The following is a 26,299-nucleotide window of genomic DNA, read 5'->3' as shown; positions in this document are numbered from 1 at the left end:
AAAATCTGAAATGGCAACCGTGGCATGGATATTGCGCTGGCGCCGAGCGATTGTGCACGGTCATCATTGCCACGGGATTGCCGAATGTTCGCGCATCCGGGAGTTCGGCGCATGAGCCGGGATCCGGGCACGGTGGCGGAGCTGCTGAAGGCGCGACAGCAGGACGTACTCGACAGGTATCGCCGCGAACTCGAACTCATCGGCAGCGCGCTGGTCGCGGACCCCGAGGTCTGGGACGAATGCGTCATACAGGCGTGCCGGATCATCGGCGAATGCGCCGAGACCCTGGATGAGGACGGGCAGCCGACCGGTGTGCAGGTTCCACTCCAGGCGATCGTGGATATGGCCGAACGCCGTGGCGGCCGGGGGATTCGGCCGGACTCCTCGGTGCGCGCGGCCATGATCCTGTTCGAACTGGTGCTGGCCGAGGCGACGGATGTGGTGAAATCCGGGCGGGTCGAGGCACGGCATCGGATCGCGGATCTGGCCACACAGCTGAGCCGCAGTCTGTTCACTCGGCTGGAAGCGGGCGCGAAGGGGTACGACGCCTTCCTGCTCGATCAGATCCGCATAGTCAACGATGCCGACCGGCGCATGCTCGCCCGCGAGATCCATGATCGCCTCGGCAACACGCTCAGCCTGGCCATGCATCAGCTCGAGATCATCGCGGCGGGAGAACCCAAGGGCCGCAAAGGTATTGAGTCCGCCGCCGATGTGCTCTCGGACGCGATCTCCGAATTGGCCGCGATCACATCGGGATTGCGCACCGTCGAGGGCGGCACGTCTCTCCGGGATGCGCTGACGGCCTTCGTGCAATCGCTGTGCCGGACGGTCCCGGTCGTGGACATTCGGGTCAACGGTTCGCAGTCCTGGGTGTCCGCCGAAGCGCTGGACGAGGTCTTCCTGGTACTGCGCGAGGCACTGCGCAACGCCTTCGCGCACGCGCAGGCGACCAAGGTGTCCGTCGAGGTCGATCTGGCACCGCACGAGGTCTGGGCGCGCGTGGTGGACAACGGAATCGGCTTCGATCCCACTCGGCCGCGCCGCGCGAACGGACTCACCTCGATGCGTGAACGCGCCGAAGCGCTTTCGGGTTCGGTGACCTTCGGCTCCTGCCCCGGAACCGGTACCCGCATCGCGTTATGGATTCCGCTGACGATCGACGAGGCGCGCTGACCGCGATGATATCGGTGCTGGTGATCGACGATCACAATATGCTGCGCGGCGCCCTCTGCGAAATCCTGGACCAGGCAAGCGATATCACCGTGATCGGTGAGGCGGCCGACGGCCGCGCCGGTGTGGAGCGGGCCGAGTTGCTGCAACCGGATGTGGTGATCCTCGATGTCGAGATCCCGGGCGACGACGTCGTGCAGACATTGCGAAAGTTGCAGCAGGCCAGTCCCGCATCGCGGGTGCTGATCGTGAGCATGCATCAGGACATGAGCCTGATCCGGGAACTGGTCGAGCACGGCATCGCCGGCTATCTGCACAAGAGCGCCCGGCTCGAGACGCTGCTGTCGGCGATCCGCACCGCCGACGGTGACGGCGAGGTCATCGTCTACGTGTCCTGGCAGGAGGATCGCCGGGCGCGGGCCGACAGCCGGTCGGAATCGCCCGATCAGGCGCTCACCGCGCGCGAGGTCGAGATCGTGGAGCTGGTGGCGAGCGCGATGAGCAATCGGCAGATCGCCAATGCCCTCGGCATTACCGAGGGCACGGTGAAGCGGCACCTGCGCAATATCTTTCGCAAGCTCGGCGCGGTCTCGCGTCTGGACACTGTCAAACGCGCGACCGCGGCCAAGCTCATCGGTCCGTATTCGCCGGAGTGATCACACCGGCAGCACGCTCAGCACCGCACCGAAATTGGCGGCCATCTGAGTGATCATGAACGCTCGGTAGGGCCGCCTGCTCACCGGTCGCGGATCGCGATAGCGAGTGGTGAGGGTGTACCCGATGACCAGCGCGGCACCGAAAATAACCGCAGCACAGGGATATTCGAGTACGGGCAGGTGGTACGCGCCGATCGCGAGTCCACCGGCGACCGCGGCCGCGGCCACGGAAATCCAGGTGCGCAAACGCATTTCACCGACCAGCAGGGTTAGTACCCGCCGATGCGCGGCCCGGTCACCCGCGACATCGGAGAAGTCCTTGACCACGGCTCCGACCAGCCCCATCCACAGCGACATCGCCACGGCGAAGACGATCAGATCGGCGGTGCGCGGTGCCCCGGTGGCGACGGCACCGGCCAGATAGGTGCAGAGCCCGCCGAGGGTGACGATCAGACTCGACCCGGCCCAGGTGCGGCTGAGCCGGAACGGGGGCATCGAATACGCGTAACCCAATGCCAGGAACGCGATCACCAGCACGGTCATGGTGAGGCCGACGAATACCGCGAATCCGAGCGCGGCCGCCGCGATGACCCAGGCGGCGGTGGTGGCATCGCGCGGATCCAGCTCACCGCGGCCCACCGGCCGCCCCACCCCGTTGATCCGGTCGTTCACGCTGTCGGCGATGCCGTTGAGCAAATAGACGTGGACGGTCGCCAGGAACCAGGCGAGCAGCGCGCACAGGTAGTCGGTCCAGGCAGCATGCGGAATTCCGGAAAACTGCGATGCGGTCAAACTCGATGCCGCGATGAAACGTAGTGCGAACATCAATTGAACAGCCGGTCGCGCTTCGATGAAACAGAGAAATAGAATTCGTACTGGTTTAACAATCGGGAGGGTTGCGGTTCTCATGGAATATTCCGACGTTCGACTGTTGATCGCCATGCTCGCAGTCTTACAGATCGCATGCGAAATGGTCCACCCACCAGCCGTTTTCTATAACTCGTTTCATTTTTAAATACGGCCGCGTACCACTTTAGATACACGTCCGTGTGCTCCCTTTGTGACCTTCAGTGCGGCGGCCGATCCTGTTTAGATGAGACGGAATCGTGATCAACCGTGAAGGGGTAGGCATGGCAAAGGTGGCAGTGATCGGCGCCGGAATAGCAGGCATATCGGCTGCTTATCACCTGCGCGGGCATGCCGAGGTGACGGTATTCGAAAAAGAAGCCGTTGCCGGCGGACACGCGAATTCCGTCGAAGTTACCGATGCGGGCCGGACGCTCGGTCTGGATACGGCCTTCATTGTCTACAACGAGCCGCACTACCAGAAAATCACGCAGTTCTTCGCCGATCTCGGCGTGGCCTGCCAGGCGCATCCGGGCCGGTTCAGCTTCCACAACGCCGACACCCGGGTCTGCTACGTCTCCGATGATTTCGAACTGGACGAGGCCGCGATCCGGGCCAAATATCCGGCCGATTTCGTCCAGCTGTGGGCCGAGGCCGAGCGCTTCTACACCGAATCGCCGGGGCACTTCATCCGCAAGCAGGCCGAGATGTCACTCGGCGACTATCTGACCGCGAACGGTTACAGCGACACCTTCCGCTACGGATTCATCGTGCTGGTCGCCACCGCCGCGTGGTCCGTGCCCGCCGACCGCATCTGGGATATGCCCGCCGCGACGGTGATCGCGTTCTTCCTCGGACACGGTCGCGAAGGGCTCGGCGGCCGAACCGCGCCGTGGCGCACGGTAACCGGAGGCAGCATCAATTACGTACGGGCCGCGCTCGAGCGGTTGCGCGCGGCCGGACAGGACATCAAGCTCGGCACCGCGGTCGAGCGGGTCGCCGAGGACGCGAGCGGGGTCACGGTGACGACCGCCGAGGGCACCCAGCACTTCGACGAGGCGATCATCGCCCTGCACGCCGATGACGCGCTGAATGTGCTCGCCGCCCCGACCGAACCCCAGCGTGCGCTCGAGGCGATCCAGTACAACACCACGCGCGCCGCGCTGCACACCGATGCCGCCTGTATGCCGCTGGATCGGGAGAAATGGCGGAGCTGGAATTACGCGCGCTCGGGCGGTAACGACGATATGAGCACGTGGGTCGTCTACTACCTGAATTCGCTGCACGACTTCACCAGTGAGACCGATTACTTCCTCACCCTGGACTATCCGTTCGATATCGATCCCGAACGAATTATCCGGGAATTCGACTACCGGCATCCGGTGTTCACCACCGCGGCCCGGGCGCTGCAATCCACCATTCACACCATCAATGCGGGCGATTCGCGTGTGAAGTTCGCCGGATCATATTTCCACTCGCGGAAGATGGGCATCGATATCGTCGGCAGCCACGAGTCCGGTTTCGATTCCGGCACGGCCGCGGCCGACGCGGTGCTGCGCAGTCTCTCCATCGATAGTGCTCTCTGACCATTTCGAACAGCTGCTGGAGTTTTCATCATGACCGAAAAGGTTGACGTCCCCGCCCTCACCGTCGAACAGGTCCAGGACTGGCTGGCCGAGAAGATCGCCTTCAAATTGCAGGCCGAGCCCTCGGAAATCTCCTTCGACGACTTCTTCGATTCCTTCGGACTCGATTCCACCGAAGCCCTGGTACTGGGCAACGAACTGGAATCCTGGCTCGGTTTCGAGCTGGAGACCACGGCCCTGTGGTACCACCCGACCATCGCTGAGCTGGCCCGCTACATCGTCACCGAGAAGGACCGCCTCGCGGCGGCCTGACCGGTCGAACATCGCCGAGGATATGCAATGGACAATCGGATGAAGCTGAGCGATACCCCGATCGCGATCGTGGGACTGGGCGCGCTGTTCCCGCGTTCGGCCGACCTGTCGGAATTCTGGACCAATGTGGTCGAGGCCGCCGACTGCATCGAGGATGTGCCCGAATCGCACTGGAAGATCGAGGACCACTACGACCCCGATCCCAGCGCCCCGGACAAGACCTATGCCAAGCGCGGCGGATTCATTCCGACGGTCGACTTCAATCCGCTGGAGTTCGGTCTGCCGCCGAACCAGCTCGAGGTCACCGATGTACTGCAATTGCTGAGCCTGGTGGTGGCCAAGCAGACCCTCGCGGACGCGGGCGCACCGGATTCGCAGTGGTACGACTCGAGCCGCACCGGCGTCATTCTCGGTATCACCGGTGCGAATTCGCTGACCCAGCCGCTGGCGACCCGTTTGCAGACCCCGGTCCTCAAAGAGGTCGTGCGCAGCTGCGGCCTGAGTGATCAGGACGCGGAGGAGATCGCGGCCAAGTTCGTCAAGGCGTTCGCGCCCTGGGAGGAGAACTCCTTCCCGGGCATGCTCGGCAACGTCGTGTCCGGGCGCATCGCGAATCGCTTCGATCTGGGCGGCACCAACTGCACTGTCGACGCCGCCTGCGCGAGCTCGCTGGCCGCGGTGCATATGGCGGTGGCCGAATTGGTTTCGGGCCGTGCCGATCTGATGATCAGCGGCGGCTGCGACGCCGAGAACACCATCCTGATGTACCTGTGCTTCAGCAAGACCCCCGCGCTGTCCAAGTCCGGGGTGATCCGGCCGTTCGACGAGAACTCCGACGGCACCATGATCGGCGAGGGCATGGGCATGCTGGCGCTCAAGCGCCTGGCCGACGCCGAACGCGATGGCGATCGCATCTACTCGGTGCTGCGCGGTATCGGCAGTTCCAGTGATGGGCGCTTCAAGAGCATCTACGCCCCGCGCAAGGAAGGTCAGATCGTCGCGCTGCAGCGGGCGTACGACGATGCCGGTTTCGGACCGGAGCAAATCGGCCTGCTCGAATGCCACGGCACCGGCACCGCGGTCGGCGATGTCACCGAATTGTCCGCGCTACGTGCGGTTTTCGCCGAGGCCAGCGAGGACAAGCAGTTCTGCGCGGTGGGCAGCGTCAAATCCCAGATCGGCCACACCAAGGCGGCGGCCGGCGCGGCCGGACTGATCAAGCTGTCGATGGCACTGCACCAGAAGGTGCTGCCGCCGACCATCAATGTCGAAAAGCCCAAGGAATCGGTCGATTTCCCGAACTCGCCGTTCTGGGTGAACACGACTACGCGGCCCTGGGTGCTGGAGCCCGCGCGTGAGCGGCGGCGGGCGGCGAGCTCGTCATTCGGCTTCGGCGGCACCAATTTCCATTGCGTGCTGGAGGAATACGATCCCTCCGGCGCGGATGCGCGTGCGCTGCACCGGGATTACCAGGTGCACCTGTGGCAGGGCGCGGATGTGGACGCATTGCTGGCCGAGGTCGCCGCGAAGCCGTCCGGCGCATCGCTCGAGGGCGCATTAGAAGCCGACCAGCCACGCCTGGCAGTGGTCGCCCGCGACGTTGCTGAATTGAATACCTTGCGGGACAAGGCAATTGATCGGCTGCGCGCAGAACCGACGATCGAATCGTTCGAACTGCCCGGCGGGGCGTGGTACCGGCGTCGCGCCGAGGTGCCCGGTAAGGTCGCCGCACTGTTCGCCGGACAGGGCAGCCAGTACGTCGGCATGGGCGGCCGAGCCGCACTCGCGGTACCGCCCGTCCGTGCCGCACTGGACGCGGCCAGCCGCATCTCCGATCCGAGTGAACCGTTGAGCCGGGTGCTCTTCCCGCCCCAGTCCTTCGACGCGGATACCGCCTCCGCGGGCGAGGAAGCGTTGCGCCGCACCGATTTCGCGCAGCCGTCGATCGGTGCGCTGTCGGCCGGGCAGTACCGCTACCTGACCGAGCTCGGCTTCGCGGCCGAGGGCGCGATGGGTCACAGCTTCGGTGAACTCACCGCGCTGTGGGCCGCCGGAGCCGTGGATGAGGACGGTTTCCACCGTTTGGCCCGAGCACGCGGCCGGGCGATGGCGCAACTGCCCGAGGGCGAGTCGGATCGCGGCACCATGGCCGCATTGCGTTGCGCCCCGGAACAACTCACCGACCTGCTGGCAGCGCATCCCGATGTCGTGGTGTGCAATCTCAACGCCCCCGAGCAGACGGTGGTGGGCGGCGGCACCGACGCTGTGCGCGCCTTCGCCGAAGCTGCCAACCAGCTCGGGCTCGGCGCGAACCTGCTGCCGGTGTCCGCCGCATTCCACACCCCCTATGTGGCGCACGGGATTCCGGCGTTCCGGGACGCGGTCGCCCAGGCGGCCTTCACCCGGCCGCTCATCCCGGTGTTCGCCAATACCGCGAACGCCGAGTACACCGCGGACCTCGAGGCCAATCGGTCGGTGCTGGTCGAACAGCTCTCGCAGCCGGTGGCTTTCGCCCCGCGGGTGCTCGAGATGTACGAGGCCGGGTACCGGGTGTTCGTCGAATTCGGTCCCAAGTCGGTGCTTTCCGGCCTCGTGCGCAAGATCCTGGCCGATCGGGACGACGTAGTCGTGCTGGCCGCCGACGCGGGCCCCGGAACCGACGGTGACCGTTCGCTCAAACAGCTGGCCGCGCGGCTCGCGGTCCTCGGACTGCCCCTGGCCGGATTCAACCGCTACAGCGCACCAGCCCCCGAAGTAGTCGAGACCAAAGGAATGAGGATTCCCTTGAACGGCATCAACTATGTGTCCGAGGAGCGCCGCGAGGCCTATCGCGACGCGCTCGAGAACGGGTACCAGGTCCCCGCACCCGCCGCCGCCCCGGTCGCCGGAAACGGAACCGGAAACGGCAATGGCAACGGAAATGGCAACGGCCACACCGTGACCGCTCCGGCTCCGGCCGCGCACCCGGCCGGGCACGACAGCATGGCGGGCGACCACCTGGCCCTGCACCGCGAATACCTGAGCAGCCAGCTGCGGGTCGCCGAAAGGCTCAGCGGCATTCTGGAATACGACGCCATGCAGGGCACGCTGAGTGACCGCACGGTGGCCGGACTGGCCTCGGTCAGCGATCAGAGCGTCGCGATCGGGCAGGCCCACGGCCAGGCCAGCGAGGTTCTGCTGGGCTTCGCCTACCTCGAAGCCGGACTCGGTGGCGCGGCTCCCGCCGTGCGCCGCCCGGTCGAGCGCATCTCGCGTCCCGAGCTGGAGGTCGGCCACTCCTCCTACGCCCCGGCGATTTCCGCTCCGGTCCAGGCCCCGGCTCCCCAGCCCGCGGCATACGCCCAGCCGGTAGCCGTCGCCCAGCCGGTTGCGGCCCCTGCTGCTCCGGTCGCCCCGGCTCCGGTCGCCCCGGTCGCTGCCCCGGTTGCCGCTCCGGCTCCGGTTGCCGCGCCTGTCGCTCCGGCTCCGGTCGCCGCGCCCGTGGCCCAGGCCCCCGCCACCACCGCTCCGGCCGGTGACGTCACCGAGACCGTCCGCCAGGCCCTGCTCGAGGTCGTGGCCGAGAAGACCGGCTACCCCACCGACATGCTCGACATGGACATGGACGTCGAGGCCGATCTCGGCATCGACTCCATCAAGCGAGTCGAGATCATGGGCGCGCTCGGCGAGCGCTTCCCCGACAGTCCGCAGGCCGGACCCGAGCAGATGGGTGAATTGCGCACCCTGGGCGGCATCGTGGACTTCATCAGCGGCGCGCTCGCCGGTGCGAACGGTGCGGAGGCGAACCACCCAAAAGCTGATGGCGCGTCCCGCATCGCCCGGATGCAGGCGCGCCTTACCGAAATCCCCTCCGTCTTCACTCTGGTCGGCGCGTACGCCGAAGCGCCGGTGGCTTTGGTCGCCGGCGCCGGGAGCACGCTGGCCGACCCTCTCACCGACGCCTTGACGGCGGCGGGCTGGACCGTGCAGCGCGGCACGGAACTGCCGGTGGGCCGGGTGGATCTGGTGCTGTTCCTGGCTCCGGATGCCCCGGCCGACTGGGCGGAAGCCATTGCGACGCTGGAATCCGCGCTGCTGCTGGCGGGCTCGGCTCAGCGTGCGCTCGAAGAGCGAGTCGAGACGAGCCGCGCGGCCTTCATCACCGTCAGTCGCATCGACGGGCTACTGGGCCTCTCGGGTTCCGCCGATGCCGCCGGACTGCTCGGCGGTCTGCCGGGCCTGGTGAAAACCCTTGCGATCGAAGCACCTTCGCTGTTCTGCCGGGCGATAGACGTGAGCCCCGCGCTCACCGTGGAGCAGGCGGCGGCACAGCTGGTCGCCGAGATCAGCGATGCGGACACCGCTACGGCCGAGGTCGGCATCGCGGCGGATCTGATCCGCCGCACGCTGGCCGCCACGGTCGAGGACGGGACCGATCCGCTGCTGCCGCAGGGCGATTCGGTGCCCGAGCCGACCACCGCCGACCTGCTCGCCGTCACCGGCGGCGGACGCGGTGTCACCGCGGCATGCGCCATCGGCCTGGCCCGCCGCTACCGCTGTGGGCTGCTGCTGCTGGGCCGCAGCGAACTCGCCGACGAACCCGCCTGGGCCGCAGGGGTTCCCGACAGTGCCCTCAAGGGCGCGATCGTCGCCGAACTGCGGTCGGCGGGCACCAAGCCCACTCCGCGTGAGGTGGAACGGATCTATCGCGGCATGGTCGCCGGTCGAGAGATCCGGGAGACCCTGGCGGCGATCCGGGCCGCGGGAGCCACGGCCGAGTACGTGGCCGTGGATGTCACCGACACCGCCGCCACCGCAACAGCACTCGCACCGTACCGGGATCGGATCACCGGCCTCGTGCACGGCGCGGGCGTACTCGCGGACAAGGCGATTGTCGATCAGCGTGCCGTCGATGTCGGCCCGGTGCTGGCGACCAAGCTGGCCGGATTGCGTTCGGTGCTCGACGCGCTCGGCGAAGAGCGGCTCACACACGTGGTGCTGTTCTCCTCCATCGCCGGATTCTTCGGCAATCGTGGCCAATCCAGTTATGCCAGTGCGAATGAGGCCCTGAACCGGGTCGCCACCGCATTGCGCCGCCGCCTCCCACGAGCCCGGGTCACCTCGGTGAACTGGGGCGCGTGGGCGGGCGGCATGGTGACCCCGGAACTGGAGCGCATGTTCGCCGAGCGCGGGGTGACTCTCATCCCGCTCCCGGTCGGTGTCGATTTCTTCACCGAGCAGTTCAGCGCCGCCCGCGCACACGATGTGGTGTGTGTGGTCGGTCCGAATCAGCCGCTGTCGGTCAAACCCTCGCGTGAGATCGGCTCCGGCACAGCGATTCTGCGGGTGTCGCTGACCGGTCTGGCAGACGATGAGGTGCTGTCCGACCATGCCATCGGTGGTATCGCGGTACTGCCCGCCACGGCGGCAGTCGGGGCGATCCTGGGAGCGGTGCAACGGCTGCGGGGCGGTGTGGTCTCCCGGCTGACCGATTTCTCGGTGCTGAAAGGTCTGGTGTTCGACGAGAATTCGCCGCAGCACCTGGATCTGGCGGTGACCGGGGACAAGGTGCTGGTGACGGATTCGTCGGGACGCCCGCGCTTCCGCGCACTGGTACCGGCGCAGATCGCCACCGCCGCAACCGCTCTCGCGCTGCCCGACCTGGCAGGGGTCGAGCCGACCACCGCCTACACCGCAGGAGTGCTCTTCCACGGCCCGTCGCTGGCCCGGATCACCGGCACCCTGACGGCCTCGGACGGACGACTGGTCGCGGTGTGCCAACCGGTCGAAGCATCGCTCGCCGCAGGCGCTTTCGCAGCGGGGGAGTACGCACCGGAATCCGCCGACCTGCTGTTGCAGGCGGCACTGATACAGGTGCACGCGACCACCGGACTCAACAGCCTGCCGACAGCGATCGGTGCGGTCGAGGTCTACGACGCACTGCCTCGAACCGGTGAGTTCCTGGTGGTGGTCGATCCCCTACAGGTGAATGGCTCGGTAGCGAAGGGTTCGGTCACGGCCTGCACGCCCGACGGGCGGGTACTGCTGCGCTTCGATGCGGTGCAACTGGTCGCCGACGCGGCGCTGGGCGCGAAATTCCTGACAGATCAATCGGATCGGACAGCGTGACTTAGCATGTCGGACACATACTGCGGCACACCGATCGCCATTGTCGGCATCGGCTGTCTGCTCCCGGGCGCCCATACGCCCCAGCAGTTCTGGGAAAACCTGCTCACCGGCGCGGACCTGCGCCGGCCGGGCGGTGCCGAGACCTTCGGCACCGACCCCGCCACACCCGGCGGCTGGGGCGACGAAACCCACGGAATTACCTCCGTACGAGGCGGTTTCGTCACCGAGCCGGTCATGGACCACGAGGGACTGCGCATTGACGCGCGGCTCGTCGAGGACCTGGGAGCGGTGGTCCGGTGGCCGCTGTACGCGATCCGGCAGGCGTTGACCGACGCCGGGATCGCCGAGGACGACCCGGTGCTCGATCGCACCGGGCTCGTCCTGGGCAACTACTCCTTCCCCACCGAGGAATCGGTCCGACTGTGCCTGCCCTTCTTCGAGGAGGGCGTCAGCCGGGGTTTGCGACAGGCCGGACTGTCGTTGCCGGACAATGGATCCGGGCCGTGGCAGCCGCACGAGCAGGTGCGGTCGCTGTGGCCCTCGGGTCTGCCCACCACGGTCGTCGGCGATGCGCTCGGACTGCACGGGCCGCGGCTCGCGCTGGACGCGGCGTGCTCTTCGGCGCTGTACAGCATGAGCCTCGGTCGCGACTATCTCGCCACCGGTGCCGCGGATGTGGTGCTCGCGGGTGCGGTGTGCGCCCCCGATCCGACGCTGATTCACCTGTCGTTCAGTGACTTACACGCCTATCCGGGCAATGGGGTGAGCCAGCCTTTCGACGCGGCTTCCACCGGCATTGTCACCGGCCAGGGCGCTGGTGTGTTCGTGCTCAAGCGGCTGGCCGACGCTGTGCGCGACGGCAACCGCATTCACGCGGTGGTCGAGTCCATCGGCCTCGGCAATGACGGTGCGGGCGCACATCCTCTGGTGCCCAATATCTCCGGGCAGCTGGCCGCGTACCGGCAGGCGTACGAGGACCGGGTCGACCCGCGCACGGTCGACTACATCGAATGCCATGCCACCGGTACTCCGGTGGGCGATCCGATCGAACTGCGCGGGCTCACCGAATTCTTCGGCGCGGCGGGCATACCGCTGCTGGGTTCGGTGAAAGGCAATGTGGGCCATCTGCTCACGGTCGCGGGCTTCACGAGTGTGCTCAAGGCGATCATGGCCATGCGGCACGGTGTCATCCCCGCGACGCCGACGCAGACCGAGCCGATTCGGCCCGCGGGCGCGGAGTCCGCTGCCGATCGCCTCGTCACCGAGAACCGGACCTGGCCGGACAATGGCGATCGTCCGCGCCGGGCGGGGGTGTCAGCCTTCGGATTCGGCGGCACCAACGCACACCTGGTGCTGACCGACACCGTGCGTCCCGGGCCGGAATCGGCCGATGTGAACACCACACCCACCGCGTCCGGCGCGAATCTCGCACCCGGCTCGGCCGCGCGCGACGCGCTGGGATCGACTGTCGCGCACCCGGTTCGGATGGCCATCACCGGCCTCGGCGTGCGCGTCGGGGAAGTCGCCGGACTCGCGGCGCTGCGCCGCACACGGCGTGCGGGTCGCCCGGCGTTGACCGCACGCCCCGAAACTCGCTGGTACGGCTCGGAAGCGTTGGGCATCGAGGAGCTGGAACAGGACTCGGCGGCGGGCTACGCCGACAGTGTCGAGGTCGATGTGCGCGGCTATCGGATGCCACCCGCCGAACTGCGACAGGCCAATCCGCAGCATCTGCTGCTGTTCGAGGCCGCGGATGAAGCCCTCGCGGAGGCCGGATTGACCGCCGCCCCGAACCGGCCGGATCGGCGCATCGGTGTTGTCGTGGCCATGGAAATGGAACCGCGTTCGCACGCACACCGCGCCCGCTTCGATATCGGCGCGCACGTGCGGGCCGAGTGCGCCCGCACCGCAATGGATCTCACTGCCGACGAGCTTGATCGGCTCGAGGCCGCCGTGCGCGCCGGACTGCACGATCCCATCGGCGCGAACGAGGTATTGAGCTACATCGGCAATGTGATGGCCGCGCGCATCGCCTCCGCGCACAATTTCACCGGTCCGGCTTTCACTGTGTCGGCCGACGAGACCGGCGGCGCTCGCGCCCTCGAGGTCGCCGGACTGCTGCTGCTGGATCCCACCGTGGAAGCGGTGCTGGTCGGTGGCGTCGAACTGGCCGCGGGCTATGAGAACACCCTGGTCCGAACAACTCTCGCCGACGGCGTGCGCCCGATCCTGGGCGACGGCGCGGCGGCGGTCGTGCTGACCCGCGCCACCGACGACTCCGCACTCACCCTCGACGCGGTGGCAACCACCGTCAACGGCGTCGAATCGATTGCGCGCCACGTCCGCTCGACACTGGCTCACCACGGCCTGACGCCGGAAGACATCGGATACCTGGAACTCGCCAGCAACCTGGACTCCGAGAGTCTGACCGACCTGACCCGCCTGTACGGCGACCGCGGTGCGGATGCCCCCGGCTGTGCGTTGGCCGGGCACCTACCGCTGGTCGGCGACACCCAGCAGGCGAGCGTGCTGGTCGGCGTGGTCGCCGCCGCACTGAGCCTGCGCCATCGCGAACTACCCCCTGCCACACCGGAGCTGCGCGAGATCGCCGGAACCGCCGCCGAATTCACCGACTCCGCACTGCGCCTGCTCGACGCCCCGGTCCCGTGGCTGGGATGCGGCGTCGACGACCGCCTCGTCGCCGCCGTGCATGCGGTCGACGGCCCGCGCACCGCGCACATCGTGCTCTCCGCCGCTCCCGCACGCCCCCCGGTCGAGACGATCGACTGGCCGGGCGCGACTGCCCCGGTGCTGATCCCCCTGTCCGCCGACAGCGGACCGGACTTGGCCGCCGCCGCATTGGACTGCCTCGCGGCGCTCGACGCTGGAGTCCCGCTGATCGACCTGGCCCGCGACCGGATCATGGCCGCGCGCCCGCAACTCGACGACGCCGCGCTCTCGGGGCGCGAGACCGCCGGGCTCTCGGAGCGTCCTGACACCGCGCGCCCGGGCCGCTATACAGCCGTCATCGTCGCGGCCGACCCGGAGGGAGCGCGTCGCGAGCTCAACGCGGCAATCAAGCACCTTCCGGAAACCATTGCCGCGGAGCGTGATTGGACGACACCCTCGGGAAGCTATTGCACCGCGCGCCCGGTCGGTGCGCAGGGCCGGATCGCGTTCGTCTATCCGGGCGCGTTCACCGCCTACCCCGGAGCGGGCCGTGACCTGTTCACCGCATTCCCAGGCCTGCTCTCGGAGTTCGAACGCGACGCCCGGGCACCGTGGTCGGAGTACAAGCATGCGGCCGTGTTCCCCAGCGGTGCACTGGGATTCGACCGCACCGGCCTCATGCGGCACGAGGGCGAGCTGATCGAGTCGATCCCGACCATGCTCGCCATCGGCACCAATGCCGCGGTGCTCTCGACCCGAATGCTGCGTGACGCCCTGGGAATTCGCCCGCATGGCGGTTTCGGCTACAGCCTGGGGGAGAGCAGCATGCTCTTCGCCATGGACGTGTGGGACGCCGCCGTCCGCGATGATGCCGCACTGAATCGCTCGCCGCTGTTCATCGATCAGCTGCGCGGCCCCAAGCGACTCATCAGGTCGCTGTGGCAGCTGCCCGACGAGACACCGGATCGCGAAGTCTGGACCACCCAGGTGCTGCTCGCGGATGCCGAGCAGGTGCGCGCGGCCCTGGCCACGCTGGATCGGGTCTACCTGACCCACGTCAACACCCCTCGGGAAGTGGTGGTCGCCGGATTCCCCGAACAGGTTCGCGAGCTCATCGCAACGCTGGGTTGCAAGGCCGCCAAGGCCCCGGCGAATCACGTCATGCACTGCGCCGCGGTGGAATCCGAGCGGGCCGAATTCGCCGCGCTCAACGACCACCCACTCGGTGCCCCTGCCACCGGCCTGGAGCTGCTGTCCAGCTTCGACTACGCCACCGTGGATATGTCCGACCGCACCGTCATCTCGGACCGCATCGCTGAAACGCTTTGCACCACGGTGGATTTCGCCAAGCTCACCGAGAACGCGTACGACCGCGGTTTCCGGGTGTTCATCGAAGTCGGTCCCGGGGCCACATGCACCCGCTGGATCGGTGAAACCCTCGGCGCGCGCGAGCATGTCGCGGTCGCGGTGGACCGCCGGGGCATGTCCGTCGGTCAATCGGTATCCGCGGCCCTGGCCCGGTTGGTCAGCCACGGTGTCGATGTCCGCCTGGACCGCCTGTTCCCCGCCGCGCCCGCCGCACCGGCGCGCCCGGCCTTCCGAGCCACGGTCACCTGCGGTGGGGAATCCCTGGTCGAGCGGGTGCGCGAGCGCGCCCAGCCCATTCTCGCCGAATCGAATGCGCGTCGCGCCGCTCAGGAAGTCGAGGCGCAGTTGCTCATGCCGATCACCATCGAACCCGATGCCATCATCATCGAGGGGGAACCCTTCGTGTACCTGCCGCAACGTCGTCCCGCCGTGGCTGCCACCCCGTCCCGATTCATCCCCGCGCCCGCCGCCGCGTTGGCCGCGACATCCCAGCCCCCGGCGGCCTCCACTGCGCACCAGTTCACTCCAGGGGCGGCGGCGGTGTCCCAGTTCGTCTCCGGGGCCGCTGCCTCACCCGCTGCCGCGTACGCCCCCGGTGCCAATGCGCCGCAGCCTGCTTCGCCCTACGTGGTCGCGGCGCGCACCCGCGTCCTGCAACCCATGCGTCACAGCGTCACCTACGCTCACGAGTCGTTCCTGCGGGTGCAGGGCGCACTCGCGCACGCCAGCCTCGACGCCCTCGAAGCGAGCCGCGGATCGGTGCCACCTTCCGGTGCGCTCCCGGCCGCACCGTCACAGCCCGCCCGCCCGGTGATCTGGGATGAGGCGCAACTGCTCGAATTCGCCTCGGGCCGAGTCGAGAACGTCTTCGGCCCCGATTTCGCGGCGTACGACACCTACCCGGTCCGGGTGCGCCTGCCCGAGCCGCCGTACCACTTCGTCACCCGCGTCACCGAAATCAACGGCATTCCCGGCGTTTACGAGCCGTCGTCGATCACTACCGAATACGACGTCCCGGTCGGTGCCTGGTACACCGTGGACGGCCTGGTGCCCTGCGCGGTCACCATCGAAGCCGGTCAGTGCGATCTACTGTTGATCAGCTACCTGGGCATCGACTTCCGCAATCAGGGCCAGCGCGTCTACCGGTTGCTGGACAGCGAACTGGTCTTCCACGGCGGCCTGCCGCGCGAGGGCCAAACCCTGCGCTACGAGATCAATATCGCGCGCTTCGTCTGGAACGGCGACAGCCTGCTGTTCTTCTTCAACTACCGCTGCTACGCCGACGGCGTGCTCATCCTCGAACTGCTCAACGCCTGCGCCGGCTTCTTCTCCCCGCTGGAGCTGGAGAACTCGCTCGGCGTGGTGAGCAATATCGCCGACCGCCGACGCCGCGAGGCCATGACCCGCACCTGGTTCAAACCGCTGGCCCGCACCGATCGCACCGCGCTGACCGGCACGGACCTGGAACTGCTCGCCCAGGGCCGCCCCGCCGAGGTGTTCGGCCCCGCCTGGGACCAGACCGCCGACGGCTGCAATCGTTCACTGCGCCTGCCGGATTCGATGCTGCGGATGATCGACGAGATCACCGAGATCGATCGCCTCGGCGGTCCGTGCGCACTCGGCGAGATCAGCGCCGTGAAGTACCTCGACCCCGAGGGCTGGTACTTCAAGTGCCACTTCCCCGGTGACCCGGTACTCGCCGGTTCACTCGTCGCCGAGGGCGGCGTGCAGCTGCTCCAGGTGTACGCGATGTACCTGGGCATGCACCTGGTGCTGCCCGATGCCGAATTCCAGTCGATCCCGGGACTGAAGACCCAGGTGAAGGTGCGCGGGCAGATCACCCCCGGACAGCGCCAGATCCGCTATCACGTCGAGATCACCAAGCTGACCATGCTGCCGCGCCCGGCCGTGATCGCCGACATCACCGTGTACGACGGTGACAAGGCGATGATCAGCATGCAGAACTTCGGCGTGCAGGTTCGCGAGAAGCCCGGCACCCCGTACCGGCCCGAAACCGGCGGCATCCCAGCGTTTCTCGGCCGCCGCAACGCCCACGGCGAGCCCGCGTTCATCAACGAGCTGCACCTGGCACACGCGGCCAAGGGTGATCTGGCCACCGCCATGGGACCGGAATTCGAGATCTACGCCGATCGCAAGGCCCCGTATATCCCCAACGGGGACTTCAGGTTCGTGGATCGCATCATGCGATTCAGCGGTGTGCGTGGGCAATTGAAGTCCGGTTCCACCATGGAGACCGAATACGACTGCCCGCCCGAAGCCTGGTACTTCCACGAGAACGCCTTCCCGGGCATGCCCAACTGCGTCTACATGGAGTCCTCGCTTCAGGCCGCGATTCTGCTCGGCTACTACCAGGGCGCGAGCCTGGCGACCCCGGACCAGGAACTCAATATCCGCAACCTGGACGGCACCGCCAGCCTCGTCAAGCAGATCGACTTGCGCGGCAAAACGATTCGCCAGCACACGCGCATGACCTTCAGTCAGATCATGCCCGGCACCTCGCTCCAGAAGTTCGCGTACGAGCTGTTCGCCGACGGTGAGCTGTTCTACCGCGGTGAGTCCATGTTCGGCTTCCACACCGCCGACGCCCTGTCCAACCAGGTCGGCCTGGATGGCGGCAAATACGTCGGACCGTGGCTGGACGATCAGGAAGAGCTGCCCGCCAACGCGATTCGCACGCTCGCCGTACGCGGCCGGGACGACTGGTTCACCCGGTCGGGCCTGCGCTTGGCCGATGGCCACCTGCGCATGGTCGACACCGTCGACATCGTCTCCGGCGGCGGCAAGTTCGACCGGGGCTACCTGCGCGGACACCGCGAAATCGACCATGACGACTGGTATTTCGAATGCCACTTCTACCGCGACCCGGTCATGCCCGGCTCGCTGGGCGTCGAAGCGCTGATCCAGGGCCTGCAGGTCTACGCCATCGAACAGGGCATCGGAACCGAACTCGACGATCCGGTCTTCGCCATGCCGCTCGGTGTCCCCATGACCTGGAAGTACCGCGGCCAGATCTTGCGCACCGAGGGCCCGATGACCTTCGACCTGCACATCAAGGAAATTCGCCGCGAGGACGACCGAACGCTGGTCATCGCCGATGCCAATGTCTGGAAACCGGGCATGCGCATCTACGAGATCACCGATATCGCCGTCGAGGTGCACAACCGCCGAGAGGACGAACGATGAGTATCACCGTCGGAACCGAACACGCCGTCGAACCCGCAGTCCACACCACCGTCCAGGGCTGCTACGACACCCTCGTCGACCTCGACGCCCCGATCTACGTCGTGCACACCGCGGACGGTAACGGCATCGGACTGAGCACCCACCGCCCCCTCGATGACGCGACCGTGATCGCCGCCGTCGGGCCACTGTCTCCGGATCGCTTGGGCTCCGCGGCTTTTCGCGCGCACCACGGGGTGAAGTACGCCTACATGGGCGGTGCGATGGCCGGTGGTATCGCCTCGGCCGACTACGTGATCGCCCTCGCACGGGCCGGATATCTCGGTTCGTTCGGCGCTGCGGGCATGCTGCCCGCCCACGTGGAGGCCGCGCTGCAACGCTTCGCCGCCGAGATTCCCGGACTTCCCTACGCCGCCAACCTGATTCACAGCCCCAGCGAGGCCGAACTGGAACGCGCGGCGGTGGAGCTGTTCCTGCGCTACGGCGTGCGCTGCGTGGAGGCGTCGGCGTTCATGGATGTGACGCCCAATATCGTGCGCTACCGCGTGGCCGGGCTCGCCCGCTCGGCCGACGGTGGCCTGATCATCGGGAATCGGGTGATCGCCAAGGTTTCTCGTGCCGAGGTGGCCGAGAAGTTCATGCGGCCCGCACCCGAGGCCATGGTGGCCGATCTGGTCGCGGCCGGACTGGTGACGGCCGAGCAGGCGGAGCTGGCCCGGCTGGTGCCGCTGGCCGATGACATCACCGCCGAGGCCGACTCCGGCGGTCACACCGACCGCCGCCCGCTCACCACACTGTTCCCGTCGTTGGTGCGCCGCCGCGATCAGCTGCGCCACGAGCTGAACCTGCCGGTGCGCGTGCGGGTCGGCGCGGCGGGCGGTATCGGCACCCCGATCGCCGCGGCAGCCGCGTTCGCCATGGGCGCGGACTACATCGTCACCGGTTCGGTGAACCAATCCTGCTTGGAGGCGGGCACTTCCAGTGAAGTGCGCCATCTGCTCGCCCAGGCCGGGGTCGCCGATGTGGAGATGGCTCCCGCCGCGGACATGTTCGAACTCGGTGTGGAGCTCCAGGTGCTCAAGAAGGGCACCATGTTCGCGATGCGCGCCAAGCGCCTGTACGAACTGTATTGCGCCTACCCGGGTTTGGACGCGGTACCGGCCGAGGAACTGGCCAAACTGGAGCGCCAGATCCTGCGCCGCACGGTCGATGAGGTGTGGCAGGACGTGGTGGAGTACTTCACCCGCCGCGATCCCGATCAGCTCACCCGCGCCGCCGGTGACCCGAAACGCAAGATGGCCTTGATCTTCCGCTGGTATCTCGGCATGGCCTCGCGCTGGGCCGTGGTCGGCGACGGTGATCGTGGTCTGGACTACCAGATCTGGTGCGGGCCCGCGATGGGCAGCTTCAACGAGTGGGTGCGCGGGTCCTACCTGGCCGCCGCGGAGAACCGCCGCGTGGTCGATGTCGCCCGAAACCTGTTGCACGGGGCCGCGTTCACCACGCGCGTGCAGCAACTGGCGCTCGCGGGTGTGCGGCTGCCGCTCGACTGCGGCGACTACCGTCCGGCCCCGGCCGAACAGATCGGTGACGAACTGTGACCGCCGTCGTCGAAACCACCGCCGTTGAAACCGTTGCCGCCGAACTGTATTCGGCGGCGGCGGAACTCGACGCCACACTCGGGGATACCGACGACCCGCACAACGCGTGCGGATTCGCCGCGATGATCACCCGGGCCGAATCGGGCCGATTCCCCGACGCGCTGTCCGAAGCGGTCGGCCCGCTGCTGCGGCTGGCCTACGTCCCCGAATCCGCGGGCGGTGAACTGGTGCGCTACGACGAGACCTACGCACTGGTGCGCGTGGCGGCCCGGCGCGATCTGACCCTCATGCCCGCCACCATGATCGATATCACCGCGGCCACGTGCGTACTGCTCGCTGGTTCGGAGGCGCAACGGCGCTGGGTCGTGGACCTGCTGCGTCGCGGCCGCTCCATCGGCTTCGCGTTCTCCGAGCCCGAGCACGGCAGCGATCTACTGGCCAATACCTGCGCGCTGACCCGATCCGGCGACCACTGGCGGCTCGACGGGGTCAAGTGGCTGGTCGGCTTCGGCCGCGAGGTCGAGGCGGCCCTGGTGATCGCGCACACCGGCGGCCGGGGTCCGGCCGCGTTCAGCGCGGTTATCCTCGCCGACCCGCTCGACGTGCCCTCTCGCACCACCGAACCCGGTGCCTCGATCCGATTCCAGCGGGTCGCCGGCATGTGCGGTGCGCGCTACGCCGAATTCCACTTCGACGATATTCCCGTCGAGGCCGACGCGCTGGTGGGACCGCTCGGTCGCGGTATGGAAACCGCCATGAAGGCCATGCAGATCGTGCGCGCCACCAGCACCGCGGCCAATCTGGCCGGTGCGGACAGCGCGCTGCGGCTGACCCTGGACTTCGCACGCGGGCATCTGGTCGCCAATCGCCCGGTCGACAATCACGCACCGAACCGCCGCGAACTCGGCACCGCGGCAGCGGCATTGATCGCCGCCGATGCGGCCGCACTGGGCTGTGTGCGGGCGATGCACACCTTCCCGGAGGTGCAGAGCCTGTGGTCGGGCACCCTGAAGACGGTCCTGACCGGACTCTCGGAAGAGGTGTTCACCCGCTGCGCCGATGTGCTGGGCACCCGCAGCGTGCTGCGCGAAGGCGCGGCGGGCGCATTCGATGTACTGCGCGCGGACAATGCCGCGGTGCGGTTCTTCGACACCAGCCCGATGGCGAATCTGCGCCTGGTGTCGATGCAGCTGAACTGCTTCGCCGATCCCCGGCCCGCGCCGGATGATCGCGAATTGCTCGCCGCCACCTTCGATTTGGGGCGCGAGCTGCCGCCGTTCGATCTGGGACGGTTCACGCTGTCCGCGCGCCGTGACGTGGTGATCGGAGCGCTTTCCGGCGTGCTCGCCGAAATGCGGGCGGTGCTCGAACCCACGGCGTTGGATCGCGGCATCCTCGAAGGCGATGCGACCCAGCTGCTCGAGGAACTCGAGTTGCTCGAACTCGAGGTGCGCTCGGCCGTGGCCGATATCCGCCGCCTCGGCGAACTGCCTCCCGTGCAACGCGGAGTCGCACAGCTGGATCTGGCCCGCCGCATCAGCTATCTGACCGCCGCCGCGTCCTGCGTACACCTGTGGTGGTTCAACCGGGACCGCTCGCTGTACCGCTGCCCGCCCGGCGCGGTCGGCTGGCTGACCGCCGCCGTCGCCCTGCTGCTCGACCGGTCCTGCGAGCGCACCGCACGACTGCCGATTCCCCTGGCGGGCACCGCGTTCGCGGTCGTCTCGCGCCTCAGCCAGGAACGGCGGCTGTTCTCCGCCGTGCCGATCCCCTTGGCCGGACCGCACGCCGATCCGGTGCGGGAGAAAGGACACCCGCTCTCATGACCGCCCAGCACAACCTCACGATCGCCGAACAGCTCGAACGCGACCTCGGTGACCCGCACGACCCCGCGAGCCTGCTGTCCTTCCAGCGGATCCTGCGCTACGACGAGCTCGAGGAATTCCCGCACGAACTCGTGGGTGAACTCCAGCGGCGCGCGGTGCACGAATACTGCCTGCCCGCCGAATGGGGCGGGCGCGCAGGCGATGTCGAGACCGGATTCCTGCTGCTGCGCCTGGTGGCCCGGCGCGACCCCACCACCGCCAGCGCGCTCATGCTCACCGATCTGGCGTTCATGCCGACCTGGATCGGCGGCAGCGACGAACAGCGCCTGCGGTTCGTATCGATGATCAACAATGGCGCGAAGATGGCGTGGGGCCTGTCCGAACGGCACCACGGCAGTGATGTGCTCGCCAATGACACGCACGCGGAGACGGTCGACGGCGGCTACCTGCTCACCGGCGAGAAGTGGCTCATCGGTATGGCCACCCTCGCCGATGTGGTCACCGTGCACGCCCGCACCGGTGCGCGCGGCGGGCCCGGCGACTGGTCGGTGTTCGCGATCGAAAAGCGTTTGTGCTCAGCGGGTTCGGTGCGGGAGGTGCCGGGTGAGCGTCTGCACGGGCTGCGTGCGCTGGATCTGAGCGGTATCCGCCTGGACGAGGTCTTCGTCCCCGAAAGCCACCGCATCGGCGCGGAAGGCCAAGGGCTGGAACTGGTTCTGAAGAGCGCCCAGGTCGCGCGCACCACCATCAGCGGTATCGCGCTCGGTGCGGCCGATACCGCGCTGCGGGTGACGTGTGACTTCATCGTCACCCGCGAGATCTTCGGCAAGACCGTCGACCAGATTCCGTACACCCGCCGCCAGATCGCCGAGAGCTTCGCCGATCTGCTGCTGGCCGAGGCGGTCGCCACGGGCGGGGTGCGCGGACTGCAGGCGTGCCCCGAACAGGCCGGTGTGCTCTCGGCGATCGTCAAGTACTTCGTGCCGACCTCGCTCGAGCGCACCCTCGCGCAGCTGTCGCTGGTGCTGGGCGCGCGGCTGTACCTGCGTGAACATCCGCACTACGGCATCTTCCAGAAGATGTTGCGCGACATCCTGGTGTCGGTGTTCGCCGATGGCAATACCGTGGTGAACCTCAAGAGCGTCGGCGCGCAGCTGGAGACGATTCTCTCGCGCGGGCAGACCGCGACTCCGGAGCAGCGCGAGGCCGCCGCGGCCAAGGTCGCCCTGATGTACGACATCGACGCGAAGCTGGAGACCTGGGTTCCTGCGCGACAGCAGTTGTTCTGCCGCGACGGCGATATCGCGCTGGTGGCGCTGCCCGCGGCCATCGAGCGACTGCGCGAGCTGGCCTTGACCCGCGACGGCGAGCAGCGCGGCTGGCTGGAACGTTCGGCCGACCTCGCCGAACGGCTACTGGGCCAGGCGGATCGGCTCGCGGCCGAGCAGCGTGATGCCCAGCAGCGACTGGGTCGCGACTACGGATCCTCGGCCGAGCTGTATCGCCTCGCCGAACAGTACTGTGCCCTGCACGCCGGTGCGACGATCATCCACCTGACGGTCAATTCCGCTGCGGCGCTGTCGGATCCGTTCCCGGACGGAGCGGTGCTGCTGCTGTGCCTGGAACGGGTGTGGCGCACCTTCCACCCCACCGAGACCAGCACCGGCGTCGCCGAGATCGATCGCGTCGCCGAGGTGCTCCTACTTCTGCATCGAGATCGAAAGCTGTTCTCGCACTGGCAGATCCAGCTATTGGCTTCCGGCGACGCCGGAACCACGGAATGAATGGAATTGGCATGGTGTATTCGATGACCACGCGGCATGCGGTGTCGTGTGGGGCCGAACAGGTGTGGGACGTCCTATTGGACTACGCCTCCTTCCCGGAATTCATGACCGGCGTCAACGAGGTCGAGATCCTCGATGACGAGCAGGGCCGGCGCACCAGCAGCTGGGTGGTCGAGCTCAAGGGCTCCGAGATGGAGTGGGAGCAGGAGGATGTCATCTCCGCCGAGACCCACCGCATCGAATTCCGCCAGACCGACGGCGATCTCGCGGTCTACCACGGGTACTGGCAGGTGCACCCCGACGCGCTGGAACTGAGCGTGCTGTTCGATATCGGCATGCCGCTGGTCGCGGAAATGATCCATCCCGCCGTGGCCAAGGCGCTCGAGGGCTACGCGGGCTCGGTCGTGGCCCGGGCCGAGCAGTAGGGGAGTGCGATGAGCGATATCAAGGCTTCCGACGCCAAGGCCACGTTCAAGCGGGTCAAGCGGCACTTCTCACCGTCGATGGCATTGGCGGGCAAGTTCACCGGACAGGGTGCGGTCGAGGCCGGTTCCAATGGCTGCCGGATCACACTGTCCGACGGCCGTGAAGCGCTGGACTTCGGCTCGTACGCGGTAGCGTTGCTCGGTCACCGTCACCCCGCTGTCGTGGACGCCGTTCGCGCACAGCTGGATTCGATGCCGACCTCTACCCGCTCGGTGCTCAACCCGGTGCCCGCGCTGGCCGCGGAAACCGTGGTCGACTATCTCGGTGGCACGCTGCCGAAGGTGTACTTCGGCGGCAGCGGAGCCGATGTGGTCGAGGCCGCGGTCAAGCTCGCCCGCGTCGCGACGGGCCGGAGCACGGTCATCGCGGTGCAGGGGTCGTATCACGGCAAAACCCTTGGCGCGCTGGCACTTACCCACCATCCCCGCTTCCGGGGCAATCTCGACGCGCTTCTCGGCGGTGCGGTGCATGTCGATCCCGAGGACGCCGAGGCGGTCACGCGGGTGCTTGCCGAGACCGAGGTGGCCGCGCTGATCTTCGAACCGGTGCAGGGCGAGAACGGTGTCACCGCACTGGATCCTGAGATCCTCGAACGCTGGTGCGCCGACGCCAAGGCCGCCGGGGCCTTCGTCATCGCCGATGAGATTCAGGTCGGGCTGCGCCGCTGCGGTGAGCGCTCCATCGCGCTCGCGGCCGGATTGCCGGTGGACGCCGTGCTGCTGGGCAAGGCGCTGGGCGGTGGCATCGTGCCGGTGTCCGCGCTGGTGTGCTCGGAAGAGCTGTACGCGCCGCTGGCGGCCGATCCGGTGCTGCACACCGCGACCTTCTCCGGGCATCCGCTGTGCACATCCGCCGTGATCCCCGCACTGACCGCGATCGAGGAACACGTCGCGGACGGTGTACGCATCAGCGCCGAAATGGCCGCCGGGCTCGCCGGAATCGTCGGCGATCACGACACCGTCGTCACCGATGTGCGCGGCCGAGGTCTGCTGTGGGGCATCGACTTCCACACCCCCGAATTCGCCGGCGAGGTACAGGTCGGATTGGCCCAGCGCGGGCTCGTCGTCTCGACCTGCCTGAGCCGTCCCGAGGTACTGCGCCTGATCCCGCCGATCGTGGCCACCTCCGCGGATGTGGCGCAGGCACTGTTCCTGCTGCGCGGATCCATCGAACAGGCATGCGCCGCAACGGCGTAACGAGAGCGCGGAGGACCAGGACATGACATCTCTCGAAATCGAAGGCGACGCCGAACAACTCACCGCCGACAGCGTGCTGGCAGCGGATATCCGCGGCTTCATCCCGCGCACCTCCGCTGCGGCGGCGCGGTCGGTGCTGCTCACCGGCGCGACCGGCTTTCTCGGCGCGTTCCTGCTGCGTGAGCTGCTCGCGGCGGGCCTGACCGTGCTCTGCCTGGTCCGCGCGGACTCGGTGGAGGCGGGCCGGGAACGATTGCGCGCCAACCTCGCAACCTACGACCTGACCGCCGCCATCGCGATGGAGCGGATCGAAATCGTGCCGGGCGATATCACCCTGGAGCGATTCGGCCTGTCCGAGAACGACTATCGCGATCTCACCGGTCGCGTCGAGGCGATCTATCACACCGCGGCCAAGGTCAATTTCCTCACCCCGTACAAGTGGCTGCGCAAGTCCACCGTCAGCGGAATCCACGAGGTGCTGCGCTTCGCGTGCGCGTCTTCGGCTCCGCTGCACCATATTTCGACCACGGGCGTGTTCAGCGGCCAGACCGGTGACAACACCACCCCGCGCGGCGAGCAGCATCGCACCGGTCCCGCGGCGGGCATGCCGCTGGGCTACACCAAGAGCAAATGGGTCGCCGAACAGCTGATCGCCCAGGCGCGCGAACGCGGTGTACCGGTGACCGTGCACCGGCCCACCCAGGTATGGGGCGATTCGCGCTCGGGCGCCTGCCAGCGCAATGATTTCGTATGGCGCTTCGTGATCGGCTCGATTCAGGCCGGTGCGTACCCGCGCAAATTCCGGCTCAAGATGAATCTGGTGCCGGTCGACTACGTGTGCGCGGCCGTGGTGGCGATCTCCCGGCAGGACACCGCGATCGGCGGCATTTATCACCAGATCGGGCCGGTGGCAATCGATTCCGCCATGATCCGCGACTTCATTCGCGCCGCCGGATACGACCTGCGCGAGGTCAGCATCATCAAATGGATGAAGGCGATCACCGCCGACGTCGAGAACGTCATGTTCCCGCTGCTGCGCACCACCATGCTGATGGAGCACGAGGAACAGCCGCCGTTCGACGATGAGATCACCCGCCGATTCCTGCACGGAACCGGACCCGATGGCGGCGATGTGAGCTGCCCGCCGATCGACGCGGCACTGTTCACCACCTACGCGGAATTCTTCGTCCGCAGCGGGTTCCTGCCCGCACCGTAAGACACTCGAGCAGCAGGAGAGTTCGATGACCATCGTATCGTTCGCCACCCAGCGCGATACCTCCGCCACCCTCACCCGCCGCGAGCGCGTGATCGTGGCCCTGGCGGCGCAGGGCATGCCGAATCGCGAGATCGCCGAACGATTGTTCATTTCGGTACGGACAGTCGAAAACCACCTGCAACGTAGTTACATCAAACTCGGAATCCACAGCCGACAGGAACTCGGCGACGCCGCGGTGCGCGCATCGGCCGCCGTATGAACGGAGGGGTC

At 67.5% G+C, this 26,299-nt stretch carries 14 protein-coding genes; 13 read left to right on the top strand and 1 reads right to left on the bottom strand.

Going from position 1 to position 26,299, the window contains the following annotated elements; genetic code table 11:
* Positions 1-111: 111 nt before the first annotated feature.
* Together ACFC4D_RS25510 and ACFC4D_RS25505 are read left to right on the top strand one after the other, a co-directional pair.
* On the top strand, positions 112-1,176 hold the full coding sequence (locus ACFC4D_RS25510) for a sensor histidine kinase (RefSeq protein ID WP_375959719.1): 1,065 nt from the start codon (positions 112-114) through the stop codon (positions 1,174-1,176).
* Positions 1,143-1,829, top strand: a complete 687-nt coding sequence (locus ACFC4D_RS25505) for a response regulator (protein WP_375959717.1) — start codon at positions 1,143-1,145, stop codon at positions 1,827-1,829. The genes ACFC4D_RS25510 and ACFC4D_RS25505 overlap by 34 nt, the downstream gene beginning before the upstream one ends.
* Here ACFC4D_RS25505 and ACFC4D_RS25500 read toward each other — a convergent pair whose 3' ends face one another.
* On the bottom strand, positions 1,830-2,654 hold the full coding sequence (locus ACFC4D_RS25500; RefSeq protein WP_375959715.1) for a UbiA family prenyltransferase: 825 nt from the start codon (positions 2,652-2,654) through the stop codon (positions 1,830-1,832).
* 305 nt (positions 2,655-2,959) lie between these two features.
* Here ACFC4D_RS25500 and ACFC4D_RS25495 point away from each other — a divergent pair, with 305 nt between their 5' ends.
* Genes ACFC4D_RS25495 through ACFC4D_RS25445 form a run of 11 tightly spaced genes read left to right on the top strand, consistent with a single transcriptional unit; the run spans position 2,960 to position 26,288 of the window.
* Positions 2,960-4,261, top strand: a complete 1,302-nt coding sequence (locus tag ACFC4D_RS25495; RefSeq protein ID WP_376067067.1) for an NAD(P)/FAD-dependent oxidoreductase — start codon at positions 2,960-2,962, stop codon at positions 4,259-4,261.
* A gap of 30 nt (positions 4,262-4,291) precedes the next feature.
* A complete protein-coding gene (locus ACFC4D_RS25490; protein WP_375959711.1) occupies positions 4,292-4,573 on the top strand; it encodes an acyl carrier protein in 282 nt (93 codons plus the stop codon).
* A 27-nt stretch (positions 4,574-4,600) separates the two neighbouring features.
* Positions 4,601-10,681 carry an SDR family NAD(P)-dependent oxidoreductase gene (locus ACFC4D_RS25485; RefSeq protein ID WP_376067065.1) on the top strand — a complete coding sequence of 2,027 codons (6,081 nt, stop codon included), beginning with the start codon at positions 4,601-4,603 and terminating at the stop codon, positions 10,679-10,681.
* Positions 10,682-10,687: 6 nt separating this feature from the next.
* Positions 10,688-17,923: a beta-ketoacyl synthase N-terminal-like domain-containing protein gene (locus ACFC4D_RS25480; protein WP_376067062.1), complete on the top strand. Its 7,236-nt coding sequence runs from the start codon at positions 10,688-10,690 to the stop codon at positions 17,921-17,923.
* On the top strand, positions 17,920-19,521 hold the full coding sequence (locus tag ACFC4D_RS25475; RefSeq protein ID WP_376067060.1) for a PfaD family polyunsaturated fatty acid/polyketide biosynthesis protein: 1,602 nt from the start codon (positions 17,920-17,922) through the stop codon (positions 19,519-19,521). The genes ACFC4D_RS25480 and ACFC4D_RS25475 overlap by 4 nt, the downstream gene beginning before the upstream one ends.
* The gene (locus tag ACFC4D_RS25470; protein WP_376067059.1) at positions 19,518-21,347 is read left to right on the top strand and encodes an acyl-CoA dehydrogenase family protein; all 1,830 of its coding nucleotides are present in this window, start codon (positions 19,518-19,520) and stop codon (positions 21,345-21,347) included. The genes ACFC4D_RS25475 and ACFC4D_RS25470 overlap by 4 nt, the downstream gene beginning before the upstream one ends.
* Positions 21,344-23,131: an acyl-CoA dehydrogenase family protein gene (locus ACFC4D_RS25465; RefSeq protein ID WP_376067057.1), complete on the top strand. Its 1,788-nt coding sequence runs from the start codon at positions 21,344-21,346 to the stop codon at positions 23,129-23,131. The genes ACFC4D_RS25470 and ACFC4D_RS25465 overlap by 4 nt, the downstream gene beginning before the upstream one ends.
* Positions 23,132-23,154: 23 nt before the next feature.
* Positions 23,155-23,556: a type II toxin-antitoxin system RatA family toxin gene (locus tag ACFC4D_RS25460; protein WP_376067055.1), complete on the top strand. Its 402-nt coding sequence runs from the start codon at positions 23,155-23,157 to the stop codon at positions 23,554-23,556.
* A 9-nt stretch (positions 23,557-23,565) separates the two neighbouring features.
* On the top strand, positions 23,566-24,813 hold the full coding sequence (locus ACFC4D_RS25455; protein WP_376067053.1) for an aspartate aminotransferase family protein: 1,248 nt from the start codon (positions 23,566-23,568) through the stop codon (positions 24,811-24,813).
* Between the two features lie 22 nt (positions 24,814-24,835).
* Positions 24,836-26,029: a thioester reductase domain-containing protein gene (locus ACFC4D_RS25450; protein WP_376067052.1), complete on the top strand. Its 1,194-nt coding sequence runs from the start codon at positions 24,836-24,838 to the stop codon at positions 26,027-26,029.
* A gap of 25 nt (positions 26,030-26,054) precedes the next feature.
* Complete coding sequence (locus tag ACFC4D_RS25445) at positions 26,055-26,288, top strand: response regulator transcription factor (protein WP_375959693.1); 234 nt, start codon at positions 26,055-26,057, stop codon at positions 26,286-26,288.
* Positions 26,289-26,299: the final 11 nt, after the last annotated feature.

Origin of the sequence: Nocardia sp. NPDC056000 (assembly GCF_042269265.1) — a bacterium.
Taxonomy (GTDB): domain Bacteria; phylum Actinomycetota; class Actinomycetes; order Mycobacteriales; family Mycobacteriaceae; genus Nocardia.
Note: the sequence above shows the minus strand (reverse complement) of the source record. Positions and strands in the feature narration are given on the sequence as shown.

Excerpts from the sequence above, each read along its gene's own strand:
- ACFC4D_RS25510 (WP_375959719.1), top strand. The coding sequence starts at position 112 with ATGAGCCGGGATCCGGGCACGGTGGCGGAGCTGCTGAAGGCGCGACAG.
- ACFC4D_RS25505 (WP_375959717.1), top strand. The coding sequence starts at position 1,143 with ATGGATTCCGCTGACGATCGACGAGGCGCGCTGACCGCGATGATATCG.
- ACFC4D_RS25500 (WP_375959715.1), bottom strand. The coding sequence starts at position 2,654 with ATGTTCGCACTACGTTTCATCGCGGCATCGAGTTTGACCGCATCGCAG.
- ACFC4D_RS25495 (WP_376067067.1), top strand. The coding sequence starts at position 2,960 with ATGGCAAAGGTGGCAGTGATCGGCGCCGGAATAGCAGGCATATCGGCT.
- ACFC4D_RS25490 (WP_375959711.1), top strand. The coding sequence starts at position 4,292 with ATGACCGAAAAGGTTGACGTCCCCGCCCTCACCGTCGAACAGGTCCAG.
- ACFC4D_RS25485 (WP_376067065.1), top strand. The coding sequence starts at position 4,601 with ATGGACAATCGGATGAAGCTGAGCGATACCCCGATCGCGATCGTGGGA.
- ACFC4D_RS25480 (WP_376067062.1), top strand. The coding sequence starts at position 10,688 with ATGTCGGACACATACTGCGGCACACCGATCGCCATTGTCGGCATCGGC.
- ACFC4D_RS25475 (WP_376067060.1), top strand. The coding sequence starts at position 17,920 with ATGAGTATCACCGTCGGAACCGAACACGCCGTCGAACCCGCAGTCCAC.
- ACFC4D_RS25465 (WP_376067057.1), top strand. The coding sequence starts at position 21,344 with ATGACCGCCCAGCACAACCTCACGATCGCCGAACAGCTCGAACGCGAC.
- ACFC4D_RS25460 (WP_376067055.1), top strand. The coding sequence starts at position 23,155 with ATGACCACGCGGCATGCGGTGTCGTGTGGGGCCGAACAGGTGTGGGAC.
- ACFC4D_RS25455 (WP_376067053.1), top strand. The coding sequence starts at position 23,566 with ATGAGCGATATCAAGGCTTCCGACGCCAAGGCCACGTTCAAGCGGGTC.
- ACFC4D_RS25450 (WP_376067052.1), top strand. The coding sequence starts at position 24,836 with ATGACATCTCTCGAAATCGAAGGCGACGCCGAACAACTCACCGCCGAC.
- ACFC4D_RS25445 (WP_375959693.1), top strand. The coding sequence starts at position 26,055 with ATGACCATCGTATCGTTCGCCACCCAGCGCGATACCTCCGCCACCCTC.